This is a genomic window from Polyangiaceae bacterium, assembly GCA_020633235.1.
In the GTDB taxonomy this organism is placed as follows: Bacteria; Myxococcota_A; Polyangia; order Polyangiales; family Polyangiaceae; genus JACKEA01.
In genome coordinates this window covers 778,718-796,299 of the sequence record JACKEA010000003.1, presented here as the reverse complement: position 1 = coordinate 796,299, position 17,582 = coordinate 778,718, and the positions used below count along the sequence as shown (strand labels likewise).

Annotated in this window: 13 protein-coding genes; 5 read left to right on the top strand and 8 right to left on the bottom strand. The window is 68.2% G+C overall.

What is annotated here, in order from left to right; translation table 11 throughout:
- Positions 1–103 precede the first annotated feature (103 nt).
- Positions 104–4,174, top strand: coding sequence for a sigma 54-interacting transcriptional regulator (locus tag H6717_20440; protein ID MCB9579411.1), 4,071 nt, complete (start codon positions 104–106; stop codon positions 4,172–4,174).
- A complete protein-coding gene (locus H6717_20435; GenBank protein ID MCB9579410.1) occupies positions 4,171–5,007 on the top strand; it encodes a DNA adenine methylase in 837 nt (278 codons plus the stop codon). The genes H6717_20440 and H6717_20435 overlap by 4 nt, the downstream gene beginning before the upstream one ends.
- A gap of 442 nt (positions 5,008–5,449) precedes the next feature.
- Here H6717_20435 and H6717_20430 read toward each other — a convergent pair whose 3' ends face one another.
- Complete coding sequence (locus tag H6717_20430; GenBank protein MCB9579409.1) at positions 5,450–7,204, bottom strand: serine/threonine protein kinase; 1,755 nt, start codon at positions 7,202–7,204, stop codon at positions 5,450–5,452.
- Between the two features lie 37 nt (positions 7,205–7,241).
- Entirely contained in the window at positions 7,242–8,648 is a 1,407-nt protein-coding gene (locus H6717_20425; GenBank protein MCB9579408.1) for a VanW family protein, read from the bottom strand.
- 74 nt (positions 8,649–8,722) lie between these two features.
- Between H6717_20425 and H6717_20420 the strand changes: the two genes are divergently transcribed.
- From H6717_20420 to H6717_20410, 3 genes are all read left to right on the top strand, one after another.
- Complete coding sequence (locus tag H6717_20420; GenBank protein ID MCB9579407.1) at positions 8,723–9,598, top strand: SH3 domain-containing protein; 876 nt, start codon at positions 8,723–8,725, stop codon at positions 9,596–9,598.
- Complete coding sequence (locus H6717_20415; protein ID MCB9579406.1) at positions 9,598–10,275, top strand: hypothetical protein; 678 nt, start codon at positions 9,598–9,600, stop codon at positions 10,273–10,275. Before H6717_20420 ends, H6717_20415 begins: the two co-directional genes overlap by 1 nt.
- A 112-nt stretch (positions 10,276–10,387) precedes the next feature.
- Positions 10,388–10,768, top strand: a complete 381-nt coding sequence (locus tag H6717_20410) for a hypothetical protein (GenBank protein ID MCB9579405.1) — start codon at positions 10,388–10,390, stop codon at positions 10,766–10,768.
- Here the strand turns inward: H6717_20410 and H6717_20405 are convergent.
- From H6717_20405 to H6717_20380, 6 genes are read right to left on the bottom strand one after another with little or no spacing between them, the layout of a single operon-like run.
- Positions 10,757–11,089, bottom strand: coding sequence for a hypothetical protein (locus tag H6717_20405; GenBank protein ID MCB9579404.1), 333 nt, complete (start codon positions 11,087–11,089; stop codon positions 10,757–10,759). The genes H6717_20410 and H6717_20405 overlap by 12 nt on opposite strands.
- A gap of 38 nt (positions 11,090–11,127) precedes the next feature.
- Positions 11,128–12,123, bottom strand: a complete 996-nt coding sequence (locus tag H6717_20400; protein ID MCB9579403.1) for a DUF1566 domain-containing protein — start codon at positions 12,121–12,123, stop codon at positions 11,128–11,130.
- Positions 12,124–12,146: 23 nt separating this feature from the next.
- A complete protein-coding gene (locus H6717_20395; protein MCB9579402.1) occupies positions 12,147–14,330 on the bottom strand; it encodes a DUF4340 domain-containing protein in 2,184 nt (727 codons plus the stop codon).
- 2 nt (positions 14,331–14,332) lie between these two features.
- The gene (locus tag H6717_20390) at positions 14,333–15,868 is read right to left on the bottom strand and encodes a GldG family protein (GenBank protein MCB9579401.1); all 1,536 of its coding nucleotides are present in this window, start codon (positions 15,866–15,868) and stop codon (positions 14,333–14,335) included.
- Entirely contained in the window at positions 15,868–16,581 is a 714-nt protein-coding gene (locus H6717_20385) for an ABC transporter permease (protein ID MCB9579400.1), read from the bottom strand. The genes H6717_20390 and H6717_20385 overlap by 1 nt, the downstream gene beginning before the upstream one ends.
- 29 nt (positions 16,582–16,610) lie before the next feature.
- The gene (locus tag H6717_20380) at positions 16,611–17,570 is read right to left on the bottom strand and encodes an ABC transporter ATP-binding protein (protein ID MCB9579399.1); all 960 of its coding nucleotides are present in this window, start codon (positions 17,568–17,570) and stop codon (positions 16,611–16,613) included.
- Positions 17,571–17,582: the final 12 nt, after the last annotated feature.

Here is a 17,582-nt window from a genome sequence, read left to right as displayed (position 1 = left end):
ACGCACCGTTTCCGGTCTTCCCGGTGCCCCGGGTGTGCCAGCAACAGAGTTGACAATAATCGTAGAAAATAGCAACAATAGTGGATTCAATTGGGGGAAGAAGATGGCATCTGAGTTGGCGCATGGGCCGCGAAAGCTGGGGCAGGGCCAGAGCAGCGAGGCGTGGCTGGTGGAGGGCCCAGGGGGCGCTCTTCGCACGCTGAAGGTCGCGCGCGACAAGCGCTTCGCGGGACGTTTGGCCGACGAGGCCGAGCGCTTGCTCTCCGTCGACAGCAGCGTGTTGCCGCGCTTGCGCGATGCGGGGTTCATCGCTTCCGAGCTGCCCGAGCTCCGGGGTCACGCCTTCGTGGCGCTCGACTACGTCCCTGGAGTCGAGCTCGATGTACGCGTCGCGCGGGATGCGGAAGCGCGGCGCGCGCTGGCCCGCGTCGTGGCGCGGGACGTGGGGCACGCCCTCGCCGAGCTTCACGCGGCCGGCAGTGCCCATGGTGACGTGAAGCCCGCCAACATCGTGGTCGATCAGAACCGAGCTCGGCTGATCGACTTGGGGCTCGGCGACGACGCGGACGCGCCCACACCGCGCGGTGGCACTCAGCGCTATCTCGCGCCGGAGGTGTTCTCCGGCGCCGAGGGCGACGCGCGGGCTCGCGACCTGTGGGCGCTGGGGCTGACCCTCGCGGAGATCGCTTGCGCCGAAGTGGCGGCGTCCGCCGAGCCGGCCAAGGTCGCGGCGCGCACGACGTTCCCGGGGGAGCTCGAGACGATCCTGCGCGCGCTCCTGGCGCCGCTCGCGGCGCTGCGCCCCAGCGCGGCCTGGGTGCGGCGTCGGGTGACGACCGAGCCCGAGCCGGAGCGCCACGCCGTGCGGCGCGCGTACCTGGCGGTGCGCTCGCGGGAGATCGCCGCCCACGCGCAGCACGCCGAAGGCGATGTTGCCGTGGCCGGCGTCTGCGGCGAGTGGCTCCGGGAAACGGTGGCTCTGGCGCGCAAGATCGCGGCCTTGCGCGGGACGCTCAGGCCCGCCGGGGCGGCGCCGCTGGAAGAGCTCGACGCCCTGGGCCGCTCGCGCTGGCTCGTCGCGCTGGTGGGGCCCGCCGCGGCACGCTGGCCGCTGGAGGCCGGGGACAGCGCCCTCGCGGAGCGCCTGCTCGCGCTGGCCGAGCCCGAAAGCATCACCCTGGCGCAGCTCTTGGGCGACGCCGCCCAGGAACGCGTGCCCACCACGCCCACCGAGCTCGCCCTGGAGATCGCCCGCGGGGCGCCGTCGAGCGCGGTGCTGAACGCCGCCGAGGCGCTATCGGACGCTCCGGACGCGCTGAACCTCGAGCTCGCTCGCGCGCTCAGGCTGCGTGGCGAGCCCGGGCGCGCTCTCGCGGTGCTCGCCCGGGTGCAGGGGCCGATGGCGGAGGTCGAGCGCGCGGAGGTGTGGCGTCGCGCGGGCGACGCCGAGCGCGCGAAGGCCATCCTCGCGAGTGTGCAGTCCGATGACACGCGGGTGCGGTCGCGCGCCGCCGCCGTCACGGCGCGGATCGAGCTCGACGCGGGCAATGCCACGGGCGCGCTGTCGGTCTTGGACGACGTGGCGCCCACGGCGCGCGTGCTCGAGACGCGCGCCCTCGCCGAGCTGCGACTGGATCGCCGAGCGAAGGCCGAAGCCAGCGTGCGGGCAGGGCTTTCGTCGTGCCGAAGCGACGAAGAGCGCGCGCGGTTGTCCGCCGCCGAGGGCTACGTGGCGCATTTCTCGGGCGATCCCCAGCGAGCGCTGGCGTCGTTCCAGCGCGCCGCGGAGCACGCCGAGCGCTCCGGCGCGGTGCTGGAAGAAGCGACGTACCTCACCAGCGTCGCCGCCGCGGCCGCCGTGCTCGGCGAGCTCGGCACCGCGCTGTCGGCGTCCACGCGCGCCATCCTGCTGTTCGAGCATCTGGGCCGCGACGGCGATGCCGCCCGCGCCGCGCTGTCCCGGGCCAGCGCGTTCGCCAGCGCCGGCGCGGTGCACGAGACGCGAGAAGCCGCAGCCGACGCCCTCGCGCGGGCCCGCGCCGCGGGCGACGATGCGTGCCGCGCTTACGCGCACCTCGCGCTGTCCGACGTGCTCGGCGGGCACGAGGGACGCGAGCACGCCGAGCGAGCGCGCGGTCTCCTTGCCGAGCCGAGCGGCGATGACGAGCTCTTCGTCGCAGCGCGCCTGTTGCGCCACGGCGCAGACGTGAACGTCGTGCACCTCGACGGCCTCGCGCGAGATCCGCACCGGGCGCTCGACGCTCGCCTCGACTGGTGGAGCGCCCGCGGATTCGTCGAGGCGCGAGCTTCCGCGCCGAACCGACCCCAAGAAATCCTCACGGAGCTGGTACAGCTGACGAGCGTGCGGAGCCCTTTGACGGTGCGGGGACCGGCGGCCAGCGCCGGAGCGGAGCTCGGCGCGCGGGTTGGCGATGGCGATGCCGTGCGGCGCTTTGCGCTGTTGGTGCGGGAGCTGTCGCGGCAGCTCGTCGAGGGCGCGCCGCCGGAGCTGCGGGCGTCGGTGGCGCAGCTTTCGTGGGTGCGCAGCGTGGAAGCGCCCGGCGGGGGCGAGCTGTCTCCGGAGCAGCTCGGCGACGTGGAAGCGCTGGTGCACGCCCTCGGCAGCCGCGATCGCCTGCGTCCCTTGTTGGACCAAGCGCTCGACGCGCTGGTGCTGTGGACCGGTGTGGAGCGCGGTCTGCTCTTGTTGCGGGCACCGGGGGATCGCCTGGTGCCACGGGCGGCGCGCAACCTCGCGCGGCGGGATCTGACGGAAGAGCAGCTCATGTTGAGCCAGACCTTGGCCGAGCGCGCGGCCCAGCGGCGCGAGCCGGTGGTGGCGGTGGATGCCGCGGGGGAGATGAGCGACGTGCACGCGAGCGTCCACGCGCTCAAGCTCCGCAGCGTGCTGGCGGTGCCCTTGCTGGCCCGGGGCGAGGTGCTGGGCGTTGCCTACCTGGACGATCGCGTGCGGCGTGGCGCCTTCGGTCCCAAGGAGCTTTCGTGGGTGCGGCTGGTGGCGGCGCTCGCGTCCGTGGCCATCGCGGACGCGCGGGATCAGCTGCTGCTTCGGCGTGCGGCGCGGCGGGCGCGGAGGGCGGAGGCGCGCCTCGCGCGGGAGCTGGCGGCGCGCGAAGCCGAGCTCGACGTGGCCGAGCGCGAGCTGGCGGAGAGCCGTTCGGGGCGCGGCACGCGCTTCGATTACCCCAGCATCGTGGGGGAGAGCGAGCCCATCCGCGCGCTGCTCCGTCTCGTGGATCGTGTGGCCCAGAGCGACGTGCCGGTGTTGGTGACCGGCGAGAGCGGCAGCGGCAAGGAGCTCGTGGCGCGCGCCATCCACGACAACGGCCCACGAGCGAAGAAGCCGTTCGTCAGTGAGAACTGCGGCGCCATTCCCGAGGGCCTGCTCGAGTCGGCGCTGTTCGGTCACGTGAAGGGCGCGTTCACGGGCGCCTCGCGCCCGCGGGCGGGGCTGTTCGAGGTGGCCAACGGCGGCACGCTGTTCTTGGACGAGATCGGTGAGATGAGCTTGGGCATGCAGACCAAGCTCCTGCGGGTGCTGGAAGACGGCGACGTGCGGGCGGTGGGCAGCGAGCGGGGCCGCAAGGTGGACGTGCGCGTGATTGGCGCCACGCATCGCGACTTGGTCGCGCTCTCCGCCAGTGGTCGCTTCCGCCAGGACTTGCTCTACCGACTGGACGTGATCTCCCTGCGAGTGCCGCCGCTCCGAGAGCGCCCGGGGGACATCCCGCTCTTGTGCCGCCATCTGATCGCCAAGCACGCGAGCCATCGAATGGACGTGAGCAAGCCGGCGATGGCGGCGCTTTCGGGCTACGCCTGGCCGGGCAACGTGCGCCAGCTGGAGAACGAGCTGCGCCGCGCGCTGGTGCTGGCGGACGACGAGATCCGACTCGAGCACTTGTCGCCGGAGATCCAGCGCGCCGAAGGGAGGGGGCAGGAGCTCTCGACCCTCGACCTGCGCACCCGGGTAGACGCCCTCGAGACCGAGCTCCTGGAGACGGCCCTCGATCGCACCGGCGGCAATCAGACCCGCGCCGCCGAGCTCCTGGGACTCTCCCGCTATGGCCTCAGCAAGATGATGAAGCGGCTCGAGGTGGGAACGGCACCCGAATCTGGACGCCGCTCGAAAGGGGCGGTAGTCAAGCGTCGATGACGCGTCGCGCGACTCGCCCGGTGCTCAAGTGGGCCGGGGGCAAGACGCAGCTCTTGGAGCGGATTCTGCCGCTGCTGCCCGAGTCGATCGAGACGTACTACGAGCCCTTCGTGGGCGGCGGCGCGGTGTTCTTCGCCCTCGCCACCCAGCAGCGCTTTCGCCGCGCGGTGATCTCGGATCGCAACGCCGACCTGCTCTCCGTGTACCGGGCGCTGCAGGCCGACGCGGAAGCGGTGATATCCGAGCTGAAGCGCATGCGCCACTCGGAAGAGGAGTACTACCGCGTGCGCGCCGCTCGTCCGCGAACGCTGGTGAAGCGCGCCGCCCGTGTGATCTACCTCAACAAGACCGGCTACAACGGCTTGTATCGAGTGAACCGCTCCGGCGGGTTCAACGTGCCCTTTGGTCGCTACAAGAATCCGAACATTTGCGACGAGCCGAACTTGCGTGCGGCTGCGAGCGCGCTCCAAGGCGTCGAGATCTTGGAGGCGGATTTCGAAACCGTGTGCAAGAAAGCCAAGCCTGGCGACGCCGTGTACTTCGATCCGCCGTACCTCCCGCTGTCCATCACCTCGAACTTCTCCGCGTACCACAGCCTGCCCTTCGGTCTGGAAGAGCACGCACGGCTGGCGCGCGTGTTCGGGGCGCTGGCGGATCGCGGCGTGGGCGCCGTGCTCTCGAACTCTTCCACGCCGGAGTCCAAGAAGATCTTCGCTGGCTTCAAAGGCACGGTCGTCCCGGTGTCTCGGCCCATCAACTCCAAGGCCAACGGCCGTGGCCACATCGATGAGCTGCTGCTCGTGAACCAGCCGGGTCGCCTGCGCCGAGTCTGATCTTGTTGTTGGTCCGGCGCGGGCTACTCGCGAACGGCGTGCTGGCGTTCGGCGCGATGAGGCGGCTTGCGGCGTGGGTGTGCGCGATCGTGCTGGCAGGGTGCGGCAGCTCGGGATCCGGCGCGGGCGGCAGTGGCGGCGCGAGCACCGTCGGGCTGTCGTCCATCAAGAAGGTCACGCTCGCGGTGTACGGACGGAGCTTCGCCACCACGACCAGCGGTAGCGTCAGTTGGCAGACGTTCAAGGGGATCGGCGCGTCGCCCTCTGGCGGCGTGGCGAACAGCACGCCGTATCAGTGGTACAGCGCCGACGCGACGGCGTACTCCGACGCCGGCGACGGCGGCATCCTGCTTCGCATCAAGCCGGGGCCGCCGTCCGACGCCTTGATGTGTGGAGCTGTGTATCGACGCGACCTGACGGGCATCGCGCCGAACCAAAAAAATCAAGCCGCTTCGGCGTCGGCTTCGAGATCGTGGAACAGCTGCGCGAGCTCCGGACGCTTGCGCAGCGGGGCACAGAAGCGCGTGGCCAGCTCCAGGAGCTCCGCTTCCATCGCGTCGGCCTGGTCGCCCATCTCGCTGATGCTCTTTTGCGTCTGCTCGGTCTCGAGCTCGATCTCTTCTTCGTGCTTGGCCAGGGCGTTGCGAAGCTCCTGGATCTGGAACTCGAGGTCGTCGACCTCGGCCTTCTTGGCCCGAGCCTTGCTCTCCGCTTCGCTCTTCTTCTTGCCCACGATGACCCAAGCGTCGACTTCGTCGGCCACCGTGCGATAGGCCGCGGCCAGCTCGGGGTAGGGCGCCTGAAAGCCAGTGCGCCCCTCCCAGAACATCACTTGGCCGTGGGCCTCGAGCACCTTGGCCAAAGCCGCGTCCATGGCGCCATCCACCTCGCCGGAAGCCCCTTGGGCAGCCTTGGCTTCGTCGCGAGCTCGGCTCGCGTCCACACCCAAGGCGTGCACCGCGTTGCCGAAGCGCTGGCGCCCGTCTCGCCCTCGCGTCTCCACGGACTCGAGATGGCGCTGCTGGGCCAGGCTCTTGCTGCGCAGCGTGGTGATCTCGCGGACGAGCTTCTTCACCTGATCGAGCAGGCTGGTGAGCTCCTCGGGCCGGTCGTCGGGAAAGGCGGTCGCGAGCATCTGCTCGAACACCGCGGTGCGCCGCACCCAGCGATCGATGGCCACCGGGGGCAAGGTCTCCGCGTGGCCGCGGATGCTCTCTTCCTCCTCTTGGGGCTCCTCCGGGATGCGCGCGCCCAAGGGGCCCGCGATGGCGACCAGATCGGCGACCACCCGGTGGGCGTCCACCGGGCGATCCTCCGGCGCTTTCGCCATCAGTTCCTGGGCCAGGTCGTCGACCGCCTTGGGGATGCCGGAATCGATGTCCAGCATGGAGGGCGCTGGATCCTTCAGGTGCTTGATGAAGAATCCCGCGACGTCGCGGGCGTCGAAGGGCAGCTTGCCCGTGAGCATCTCGAACATCATCACGCCGACGGCGTAGAGATCCGCGGCGGGTCCCGCGTCAATGCTCGTGATGCGCTCCGGCGCCATGTACTGCGGCGTGCCAAACACCTCGCCGGAGCCCGTGAGCCGCGTGTCCTGCATCGACCGGGCGATGCCGAAGTCGAGCAGCACCGCACGGTCCGAGCCGTCCGCGTTCTTGGCGACGAAGATGTTCTCCGGCTTGAGATCCCGGTGGATCACCTCGAGGTCGTGGGCGCGGGCGAGGGCGCGGGCGATTTGGATCAAGAGGGGGAGCGCCCGCTCGAGACCCAGTCGGTGCTCCCGCTCCATCAAGTCCGCGAGGGTCTCCCCTTCGAGCAGCTCCATCACCAGGTACAGGCTGCCGTCCCCCGTCTCGCCCTGGTCGAAGATCTCGATGATGTTGGGATGCGCGAGCTTCTGCGCGGCCTTGGCTTCCCGCCGGAAGCGCTCGCGAATGACCTCGTTCCCGGCGAAGCTCTGGTTCATGATCTTCACGGCACAGGGCCGGTCGATCAACCGGTGGCGGGCCTTGTACACCGTGGCCATGCCGCCTTCGCCGATGACGCTTTCGATCAAGTAGCGCCCAGCGATGGTCGTACCAATGCGCGGATCCTGGATCTCGACCAGGGTGGACCCGTCGACGAAACACGCGGTCTTGTCGCTCGGGTACTTGAGGTTGCACTGCGGGCAAGCCTTCATCGGCGCGTCACTCGACATCCTCCGTCAGGCGAGCCGGGGTTAAAAGGGGGAAATGTCAGGGCTCGAAGCGGCTCTGGGATTCGATGACGGCCGCCGTCGTGGCGACGGACCCGGGCTCCGGTGGGAGCTCCGTGTCGACGTCGGTGCCCGGTGGAACCACGTAGTGCTCCGGAGTCGATGGATACACGTCGATGCTGGTTTCCACCCGAGCGGGGCCCGTGGCGGGAACGATGGTGCGGGTACGGCGAATGCGGTAACCGCGGATCCCCTTCTGTTTCTTGATGATGGTGCCTTCGGGCAGCCAGCTGCTCTCGGTGATCTTTCGCTTGAAGGGGATCACCGCCAGGGTGTCGCGGAAAAACTCGACTTTTGCGGGCTTGTTCGCCCCCATCAAGCTCACGGTGAGCGTGCCACCGCGGACCTCCGTGTGGATGGCGATGGGAAACGGCCAGCCGTTCCTGAGCTTCAAATCCAACGTGGGCCAGGAGACCGTGGAATCGAGACCCAAGCCGATGTAGGCCGACGGTCGCGAGTGCGGTGCCCGCTCGATGACGTCGAGCCCTGCGAAGAACGCCGCCGCGTGCAGAGTGCTGGACACCTGGCAAGTGCCGCCGCCGATGCCCCGCACCATCTCGCCCTTGTAGATCTCCCATCCGGGCCGAAAGCCGTTGTCTTTCGAGCGTGCCCCCACCACGCGGTTGAAGCTGATGACGGCACCCGGTGCCAGGATCACGCCATCGAGCTTCTTGGCGGCGACCTCGATGTTCGTCGCGCGATTGCCAGCGTCGCCACCTCGCGCAAAGTGCGTTTCGTAGCTCGCCACCACCGCGTGGAGGTCCGCTTTCCGTACCAGGTCGTCGTTCACCTCAGGCGCGATCTCCCGCACCGGCAACGTTACCGTGCGCTCGCCGCGGCGCACGGCTCGAAGCAACGCTTCCCGACTCTCGTCGAAATCCAGATAGCGACCCGGTCGATCGGGAACGACGCGGTCGCGCTCGAAGTCCCAGCGCGCGGCGGTACCGAAGGTGTCGCTTCGCTCTTTCAGGGGAAGAAGCACCCGGCCGAGAGCGTTCGGGTCGATCGAGAAGGTGAGCGGAACGTCGATCTCGCCGCGGCGCGCCCGCGAAAGCTCGCTGAGCCGCGTGGCCCAAGCGCCGTCACGTCCGATGGCGCGGGCACGCCGGGTGACTTCCGCCACGTCCACTCGCAGCCCCAGCTCGCCCAGGGACCGCGTGAGGGTGGTCGAGCCCAAGGTCAGCGCCAAGCGCCGCTGGACGAGGGCCCGGGCGCGCCGTTCCACGTGCTGCCGGATGTCCTCTCCGGGCGTCAGGCTCGTGCCCCCGATCCGCAGGCCGACCACCGCCCCCTCGGCGGGTATCCATGTCCTCCATCCGAGGGCCGCCCCACCGATGGTGAGGCCAATGGCCACGGCTACCGCCGCGAGCTTTGGCGCTGGGCCCATGCCGCCATTTTTCCATCTGGCCGCGGTCGTGCTACAGCGAAAACCACTCCAAGCCCGAAGCCGCTTCTGAATCGATGGCCACATCCAAAGCCAGCCTGAAGGTCGAGCTGCCGAAGCCCGGCGAAGACAAACCGCGCTTCAGCCGGGTCGGAATCATCACCGCCGTGGGCTTCGGCCTCGGGGTGCTCTGGCCTCGACTGGCGGGCGTGCACCTCGTCCCCAGCGCCCCGGCGGAGGAGGTCGCGGGAGTGAGCTCGGCCGCAGAAGAGGCGGCACCGGCGGGCTCGGGGGATCCGACGCCGCCCGCCGCCGCCGTCGCCCCCGCCCCCACGGCGGAGCCGGCGACCAAGCCGCCGCCCACGGACGTGAGCGACCGCCTCGAGATCGGTGAGCTACAGATCACCAGCTGCCGCGACGCCGAGGGGCATCGCAAGAACGAGTGTGGCTCGTTGGATCTGGAGAGCGTGACCAAAGCGCGCATTCAGTCGCTGGTGACCTGTCCAGCCGCCGAAGGCGCCGAAGGCACCCTGAGTCTCGGCCTCGAGCTCGACTTCAAGAAGAACAAGGTGGTCGACTACGTCTCCGGCAAGAGCACCACGCTTCCGGACAGCACCGCCAACGGGTTGATGGAGTGCGCCAAGAAAGAGTTCGGCAGCGCCACGTTGGAAGGGCTCGAGCACACCTACTCGCAGTACACGGCCTTCTATCTGGTCAAGCTCAAGCAGCCGGGCGAGAAAGCCGGCGCCGACGTCACCGAAGCGAGCGGACATGCCACCGTGAGCTGGGAGGTGGCCATCATTCGCGCAGAGGCCAAAGACGGCGCCATCGTCGCGCGCATCTTGCGTGGTACTCGGGTCGTGGTCACCGGTCGCAAGGACGATTGGTACCGCGTGAAGTACGACGCCAAAGGCAGCGAGGGTTGGGTTTTCAAGACCGCCATCGGAATGTGATGGCGCAGGCGTTCCCTGCACTGCTGTTCCTCGTTCTGGCGCTGGGTTCGGAGCCGGCGCAGGCCCAGACCCAGCACTCCGCCGGCGCTTCTCTCACCATCGCCGCGGGCAATCCGGACGACGCCGAAGGCGAGCAGCAGCGCGCCATCGCTCACGGCCAAGAGCCCCCCGCGAAGGACGAGGCCCCGCGTGAGCCGGCAACCGGCGGAGCGGGGCTCCGCGGCACCTTCGGCCGCACGCTGACCCAAAACGCTGCCGCCGGCTGGTTCGGACGCATCGAGCTGGAAGCGTTTTCGACGCCAACCCTCGACGGCGGAGGTCCGGTAGGAGGCGCCCTCATTGGCGGCGAGGTGTGGACGTCCCCCGACGGTGGCGGCGGCGGTCTGCCCATGAGCTTCTTCCTCGGCTTCCGTTCTCCCCTCGTGATCAGCACGCTCGGCTTCGGTGTGGATCTGTTCGTGGTCGACCGCGTGAAGGACGACGGCGGCTTCGGCATCTACGCGCCCTTCGGTGCCGCCACTTTGGGTCTCGACTTCGGCAGCTTTCGGATACTGGCGGACGCTCGCGCCATCGAGCGTTGGCAGTGGGGTGCGCCGGATCGCCCACAGCTCCAGCTAGGGTTCACCTTGTCGCAGATCCTCACCACGTCCCACGATCGACGTCGCCCGCGCCGCTGACGTCCTTCATTTGTTGGCGCGGCGCGAACCCCGTCGCGCCGCGCTGGCGCGTCGCTTCCGCGCCGCAGCGACAAAAGTCAGCGGCGCTTTCACCTCGTCGCGCTAGAATCTCGTGACCCCCTTGGAAAAATCGAAGAAGCCCGTGTCGGAGCCTGCTGCTCCCAAAGCCGACAAGAAGCAGAAGGAAGACTTCGTCGTTCTGGGACCGAAGACGACGGACGGCGCGGGGGTCGGGGTGCTGCGCTTTCGCGAGGGTCAGGTCGAGGCCGGCGTGGTGCGACCCATGGAGCACGGCAAGCCCATCGCCGGCGAGGTCGTGCGCCTCGAGCCCCGGCCGGAGCTGCCGGCGGTGTGCGACGTTCACGTGGAGCTCGACGCGCGACCGACGACGCCGGAGGCGTCGCGTGGCGGCCCGCCGCAGGTGGCGACGGAGAGCTACCGCCGGGGTTGGGACGCGATCTACAAGCGGCGCAAGAAGGCGCTACTGAGTTGACGGCGAGGCGCCGGCGTCGCCGGAGCAGTCCACGGCGGTGGCGGGTAGACACTGGCCGTCGGGGTGGCACATCTTGATGACGGCGGTCTCGAGGCAGCTGGTGTCCTTCGGGTTGCAGACGCGACAGCGCTCGCCGCAGGCCTTGCCGGCGCAGGGATCGTAGCCGGCGTCCACTTCGGGTGCCGGCTCCGTGGGAGCGGGCGCAGCCGTTACCGTGGTGGTGGGCGTGGGAGCGTTGGGGTCCTTCTTCTCGTAGGTCTTGATGGTGCAGGCCGTCGCCAGCGCGACGCCGCCTACGGCGAAGAGTAAGGCTTTGTTCATGGCCAAACAGGAGACCGCCCCAGGGCGAGGCTGTCAACTCACAAGGTGCGAACGCACAGCGCGCGGCGCTCCAGTTCCACTCCGTCGCGCACGGAGTTGCCCACGGCCAAATGCAATGCCCAGGCGCTGCTGAACGCAGCGTCCCGGTACGGCGTGGATGACCAGAAAGCGTCGGCGCCGCCGATACCCGAGAACTTCGCGGTGTCGATCATGGCGCCGGAGGTTGCGTCCGTCTTCACCAACGTGATCAGTTCCTTGATGTTCGGTAGTCGCCAGTCGTCGTGGTTCCCCGTCGTCGCCCCCTCGCAGGTCGCAATCGCGCTGGGCCAGTCGAAGGTGTTGGCCGCGGGCGTGGCCTGCCACGACAGGCCCGTCCCGCTGTCGTCGACGACCGTCCCAGTTGCAGTCAGTGCACTCACCAGCGGCGCGCCGCGGACGCAGATCACGTCGAGGGGGGAGGCGGCGTTGACGGACGGTTTGACGAAACCGAACTCGAAGCTCACCACCCAGGCGCCGCCGTTGGCGGCGGCCGTGGAGGAGTACAGCTGGGACTGCGCAGCGATGCCGAACAAGTTGCTCGCCGCGGGGGCCTTGCTTCCGAGGTCCAGGATGCTCACCAGCTCCAGGAGCGAAGGAAGGCGCCAGGGGCCTTCTCCCGGCGGCAGCCCTTGGCACTTGGTCATGCCGTCTGCCTGGGACAGACCGGAGAAGACCGGGCTCCAGCTGAGCCCCGTGACGGTATCGCGAATCGCGCCGGAGCACTCGAGGTAGCCCGGCGTGTTCTCCTTGTAGCTCGCGTCCTGGCCCGGAAGAGCCGAGCAGGCAGCGGGCTGGGCGCTCCCGTCCGTGCAGTACTCGGTTGCCGAGTCCGGCCAGCCGGGATTGGACACGACACACGGGTCGCCCCCGCTACCGGCGACCCCTCCGCTGCCGCCCCCGCCCCCGCTACCCGCATCCTTCTCGATGGTGTTGGTCGTGCTCTTGGAGCTGCACGCGATAGCGAAGAGGAAAACCACCCAGCTCGACCGAACCATGAACGGAGCTTAGCAGGTGTCGCTCACAGCGCGTCGAACAGGCCTGACAGCTTGCTCTTGGCGATGGCGTAGGTGGCGTCCACGCCGCTCGAGCGGGCGTAGACGATGCTGGTGTTGCGATAGTCGTCTCCGGCGCCAAAGGTCAGCACGCGCGGCTTGCCGGTGCCCGGGGGCTCGATCCGTACGGTGAGGCGCGGCTTCTGGAGCCCTTCGTCGGCGCGCGCTGCGCCGACGTGAACGGCGGCCTCGGCGCGCAGGCCGGACAGGGCGTCCATCGCACGGGTCACTGCAGTTGCCCCCAGCGGCGGCCCCGATGCTTGCGTGTAGTGGTCCCCTTCGTACACGAGCTCGATCTTCTTGCCGTTCCGCTCCAGGAACACCTTCTTGGCGTCCCCCGGATTGAGCATGAACACCGAGCGATCCAGGAGCAGCGTTTCGAGAGCGTCGAGGGCGCGCCGGCTCATCACGAACACGCCCGGTTGCTTTTCGAGCTTGGCATAGGCCCCACCGGGGATCAGCGTGCCGACGACGAGTTCCATACTGGTAGCGCCGGCGTCCTGCTCGTCGAAGGAAAAGCCGACCTGTAGCGTGGGTCGCGAAAGCCCGAAGCTGCCGTCGTCGTCGTCCGCCACCCAGCGTTCTGCCGTGAGGGAGGAGAGCGCGTCCACCACGTCTGCGCATAGTCCCGGATCCGCGTCGAAGCCCTTTGGCTTTTCGAGTACGAACTGGCCGGATGCTTCCCGCACGAAGCGCTGCGTGGTTCCCTCGCGGGTGACTTCCACGAAGTGAAGCGCCGAGGGCTTGAAGTCGAGCACTCGCGTGTCGCGCACCAGAGTGGTGTCCACGCGGATGGGCTCGGCAGCCTGGGGCGAGAGCTCCAAGACGGCGCCGTCCTGCTCGCGACGAACCCAGAGGCCGCCCTTCTCCGTACGCTTGCCAATGTCCACTCTCGCCTTGGCGAGCTGAGAGTCGGTCTCCTGGATGTACTTGACGAGGATGTGGCCTCGCGGCGGCGAGAGTCCGAGGGCAGCGAGGTCCGGCTCGTCCTGCAAGGCGCCCTCCGCGCCCAAGACCTTGTCCAGCCACTGATTACCCGCTTCCAGCTTTACAGTCGCTTTTAGCGGGGCCGTCATCGAGAAGCCGTCTTCCTTGCGGTCTAGCTCGAGCTTCTTCGGGCCGAGCTGCATGGAGATGGATTCCACTTCGTCTTTGCGCGTGGCGAACAGCGTGCGATCCACGAGCTTTTCCGCAGGCAGTGTGAGACCGACCATCACGCTCGCGGGCACGCACGCGCCGAGCACGTCGGGCTTTCTGCGGAGCGCGACGACGTCCTTGTCGTTCTTGGGGCAGCGGCCGCCCACCTCCACCAGGCCGGGCGGATCCTTCTTGTCCTTGGGTGTGAGGCGCACGATCACGCGATCCTTGCCCAGTGCCGCGATTGCTTCCTTCTCCGACAAAAACTCGTCGGCCTTGGTGCGCGCGAACTGCAGTAGCACCTGATCGAAGATCTCGCGGTTCACGCGCACATCGCCGAGCATGCCGTCGAAGCGCCAGCGGTTGTTGCCCAAGCTCGTGAGCTTGCGGTCCCCGCCGCTTCCGCCGAGCTCGATGCGCGAGAGCGAGCTGGAGAAGTACGGCATCACCAAGCGTCCCCGCAGATCCGCAAGCTCGATGCCGAGCTCCTTGGCCAAGTCCCGACTGACGATCACGACCCCGCTGCCGGGGGCACCCTTGGCCTCGACCTCCAAGTAGTGGGCCCCGGGGGGCTGCGCCGCTTCCTTGCCCAGGCGGAGCTCGTAGTGGATCTCCCCCATCTGGATGCCCATCACCCACTTCGGGTGCTCGAGGCCGAAGGCCGAACGATCCACCTCCTGGGGATCGATGCTCCTGACCTTTCGGGCAAATTCCAGCGAACCGAGGAGCTTGTCGATGGCGTAGGTGTCGGCCTCTTCCTGGATGGGCTCTGCGATGTTCCAGGTGACGTCGCCCGCGTCCTCGTCCCCAACCTTCGTGAGTACGATGTGCTTGTCGCCGTCGAAGGTGATGCGCGAGAGCTCGCCGGGGCGGTAGGCAGAGAGCAGGTTGTCCTCGCGCGCCTCGCGCTCCCCCGTGGTGACGTTGCCGCGCGTCACGAAGACGACGGCCACCAGGGCCACCGCGACGACGACCAGCGCGACGTTCAGCCACTGGCTTCGAAGCGAGCGCACCATCAGCTCTCCTTCTCGTCCTTCTCTTTTCGGCGAGAGCGCTTCTCCTTGGAACGCCGGCGAAGCATCACGAAGATGCCGAGGGCAGCGGCGGATGCTGGCATATAGAGCAGCACGTAGTTGCGGACGTCCGTCAGGGATTCTTCCGTGAGCGAGAGACCAACGTCGTGGCTCGCTTTTTCGGGCACGCTGACGATGGCCGGGCGCGCTGCGAGCCAGGACACGGCGCTCTCCATGAACAGCCGATTGCCGAGCAAGGTGGGCTCGCGCCAGTTGCGGCTCCAAGCCAGGTTGGCGCTTCCGACGACCACCATGCGGGGACCGTGGGGTGCTTGCCCTTGCTTGGGCAGCTCCGACGCGAAAGCCAGCACGAAGGGGCCCGGCTTTCCTGCGCCCTTCTCGATGGCCTTGCCCTGTTCCACGAAGGGGCGGATGTCCTTCACGGCTACCGCCTCCGCGCTGGTCACTAGCAGGGAGACGGGCTGCTTGCCGCTGGCCCGGAGGCTCTGGGCGGCGCTGACCAGCACTCGGAAGCGTGGCTCCCCGGCACGGAACAGGCCGGCGGTGATGGCGTGCTCCTTGGGCGTGGCGAAGAACGATTCCCCGAGCCCGGTCGGCAAGCGGAGCTTGTCGTCCTGCTCCACCACGAAATCGGCGTTCAGCTCGATGCCCGCCGTCCGGGTCAGGGGCTCCAGGCCGGTGGGACGGATGCGGTTGTCCTCGTCCAAGATCGGGTTCGCCAACACCAGGACGTTGCCCCCACCCGAAAACCACTTCGAAAGACGGGACGTGACGTTTGCGGGCACCTCGACCTGAGGGCCTGCGACCACCACCACTCGGCACTCGTCGAGGGCGACGTCCGGCTTGGGGGCGCCCAGGTCCAACGTGACCACCCGGTAGTTGTTCTTCTCCAACCGATAGCGCAGCTCCCCCAGGCCGTTGGGGCCGCCGTCGTCGATGCTGATCTCCTGATGACCCGCGGAGAAGCAGATCGTCGTGCTCTCTTTCTGGAGCACGTTGCGGATCGCCTCGGTGAGCGCCTGCTCTAGCTTCGGCTTCGCTCGATTGTCGCTCTCGTCGTAGGAGACGATGTCGTCACTGGTGACGTACCAGTGGCGGTCCCCGCGAGCGACCACGATGGCGGCGTCCGTCACCACGCGACCGTCTTCCGTCTTGCCCGTGATGATGCCGTACTTCTGCTGCAGTGCCAGGAACTCCGCGGGGTTGCGGTCGGGATCCACGAAGCGTGTCTTCAGCTGGCGCGTTTCCGCGCCATAGGCGGTGAGCATGTTGCGGACGCTCACGGAAAGCGGATCGCTGGCCGAGAGGAACACGACCACGTCCACCGGCTCTTGGAGATCGTGCAGCGTCTCCACCGTTGCCGGGCTCAAGGTGTACAGGCCCTGACTGGTCCAGTCCCAGCGTTCGTAGAAACGAGCCGCCAGGACGTTGGCACTGAGCCCGATGAGGGCAGCCGCCAGCACGCCGGCGGCGGAGAGGGCTTTGAGCGTGGGGCTGGTCGCGCCGGACTTGGCCATCAGCCCCACCTCCAGGAATCCACGACGCGGACCGTCACGAACAGCGGTACGGCGATCAGGCTCCCATCGAACACCAGCCGACGGAGATCGACGATGCCCTTCGAGAATTCGTCCATCTGGCTGAGCACGGAAACGTGGGACGAAATGTCGTGGGCCAAGCCCGGATTGAAGATGTACTCCCCGATGCCGAGGATGAAGAGGCCGAACTGCACCATCACCGTGAGCACGAAGGCCAAGAGCTGGCTCCGCGTCATCGCGCTCATCAGCGTGCCCAGCGCGAGGTAGCCGGCGCCGATGCCGAACACACCCAGGTAGCTGGAGCCGACCACGGACCATTCCACGTGGCCCGTGTTGCGGAGGATCACGATGTACAAGATCGTCGGCGCCCACAAGAGGACGTACGTGGTCAAGGTGGCCAGGTACTTTCCGAGCACCACGCCGGCCGCCGTGACGGGAGCCGTGAGCAGCGCTTCGATGGTGCCGCTGCGCCGCTCTTCCGCCAACAGGCGCATGGTGAGCGCGGGGCACACCAAGAGCAGCGACACCAAGAGGAAGATCGATTGGCCGAAGTAGGCCTGTACCGGACCGTTATCGAGGGAGAGCTCCGACAGATTCGAGACGTGGAGCACGATGGAGTAGAACGAGATGCCCTGGATCAACAGGAACACGACCAGGAGCGCCCACGCCAGCGGCGTGACCCACAGGCTGAGCATCTCCCGGCGGTACACCGAAGCTAGCCCGCTCACGAAGCGTCCTCCTCGCGGTCCTCGGCGTGGGTGAGCTGCGCGAAGACGTCCTCCAACGTGGCCCGCACCGGGCTCGCCTCGCGGACGCCCAGACCGGCGGCGACCAGCGCGGTGATGGCCTGCTCGAGCACTTGGCCCGCGTCCGCGTTTTTCGTCAGGGCCAGGGTGTAGCGGCGGAGCTCTCCTTCTGCTTCCGCTCGTTTCACCTTGCGCACACCATCCAGCGCGGACAGTACCGCTTTCGCCTTGGAGTCGGGATCACGTACCAGGAGGCTCACCCCCCGTGCCCCGCGTCGCTTGCGGAGCTCTTCCAGGGAGCCCTCGGCAACCAGGCGACCGCGGTCGATCACGATGGCGCGATCACAGGTGGACTCCACCTCTGACAGGATGTGAGTGGAGAGCAGAATGGTGTGGCTCTTGCCCAGCTCCCGGATCAGCCGTCGGACCTCGCGGATCTGATTGGGGTCGAGACCGGCGGTCGGCTCATCCAAGATCAGAAGCGGGGGGTTTGCGACCAGAGCGTCGGCGAGGCCCACGCGCTGCCGGTAGCCCTTTGACAAATGCAGGATGAGGGTGTCGGCCATTTCGCTGACGGCCGCTTGCTCCATCGCTCGGCCGACGGACTTCTTGCGCTCCGCGCGCGGTACCTTCTTGGCGTGGGCACGAAACGCGAGGTACTCGCGCACCCGCATCTCTGGGTACAGCGGCGCGGACTCGGGCATGTAGCCCACGCTTTGGCGAGCCTGGAGCGAAGCGTCCACGATGTCGTGCCCGTTGATCTTCACGCTTCCCGAAGTGGCTCCCAGAAAGCCCACCAAGATGCGCATGGTGGTGCTCTTGCCGGCGCCGTTGGGGCCGAGGAAGCCGACCACCTCGCCTTTGCCCACGCTGAAGGAGACGTCGCGCACGGCCACCACGGTGCCGTAGTCCTTGGTCAGGTTCTGAGCCTCGATCATGCGGCTGCTCGC

Coding starts and splice junctions, on each gene's coding strand:
- H6717_20435 (MCB9579410.1), top strand. CDS start 4,171: ATGACGCGTCGCGCGACTCGCCCGGTGCTCAAGTGGGCCGGGGGCAAG.
- H6717_20420 (MCB9579407.1), top strand. CDS start 8,723: ATGGCCACATCCAAAGCCAGCCTGAAGGTCGAGCTGCCGAAGCCCGGC.
- H6717_20405 (MCB9579404.1), bottom strand. CDS start 11,089: ATGAACAAAGCCTTACTCTTCGCCGTAGGCGGCGTCGCGCTGGCGACG.
- H6717_20440 (MCB9579411.1), top strand. CDS start 104: ATGGCATCTGAGTTGGCGCATGGGCCGCGAAAGCTGGGGCAGGGCCAG.
- H6717_20425 (MCB9579408.1), bottom strand. CDS start 8,648: ATGGGCCCAGCGCCAAAGCTCGCGGCGGTAGCCGTGGCCATTGGCCTC.
- H6717_20385 (MCB9579400.1), bottom strand. CDS start 16,581: ATGCTCAGCCTGTGGGTCACGCCGCTGGCGTGGGCGCTCCTGGTCGTG.
- H6717_20430 (MCB9579409.1), bottom strand. CDS start 7,204: ATGTCGAGTGACGCGCCGATGAAGGCTTGCCCGCAGTGCAACCTCAAG.
- H6717_20415 (MCB9579406.1), top strand. CDS start 9,598: ATGGCGCAGGCGTTCCCTGCACTGCTGTTCCTCGTTCTGGCGCTGGGT.
- H6717_20400 (MCB9579403.1), bottom strand. CDS start 12,123: ATGGTTCGGTCGAGCTGGGTGGTTTTCCTCTTCGCTATCGCGTGCAGC.
- H6717_20380 (MCB9579399.1), bottom strand. CDS start 17,570: ATGATCGAGGCTCAGAACCTGACCAAGGACTACGGCACCGTGGTGGCC.
- H6717_20390 (MCB9579401.1), bottom strand. CDS start 15,868: ATGGCCAAGTCCGGCGCGACCAGCCCCACGCTCAAAGCCCTCTCCGCC.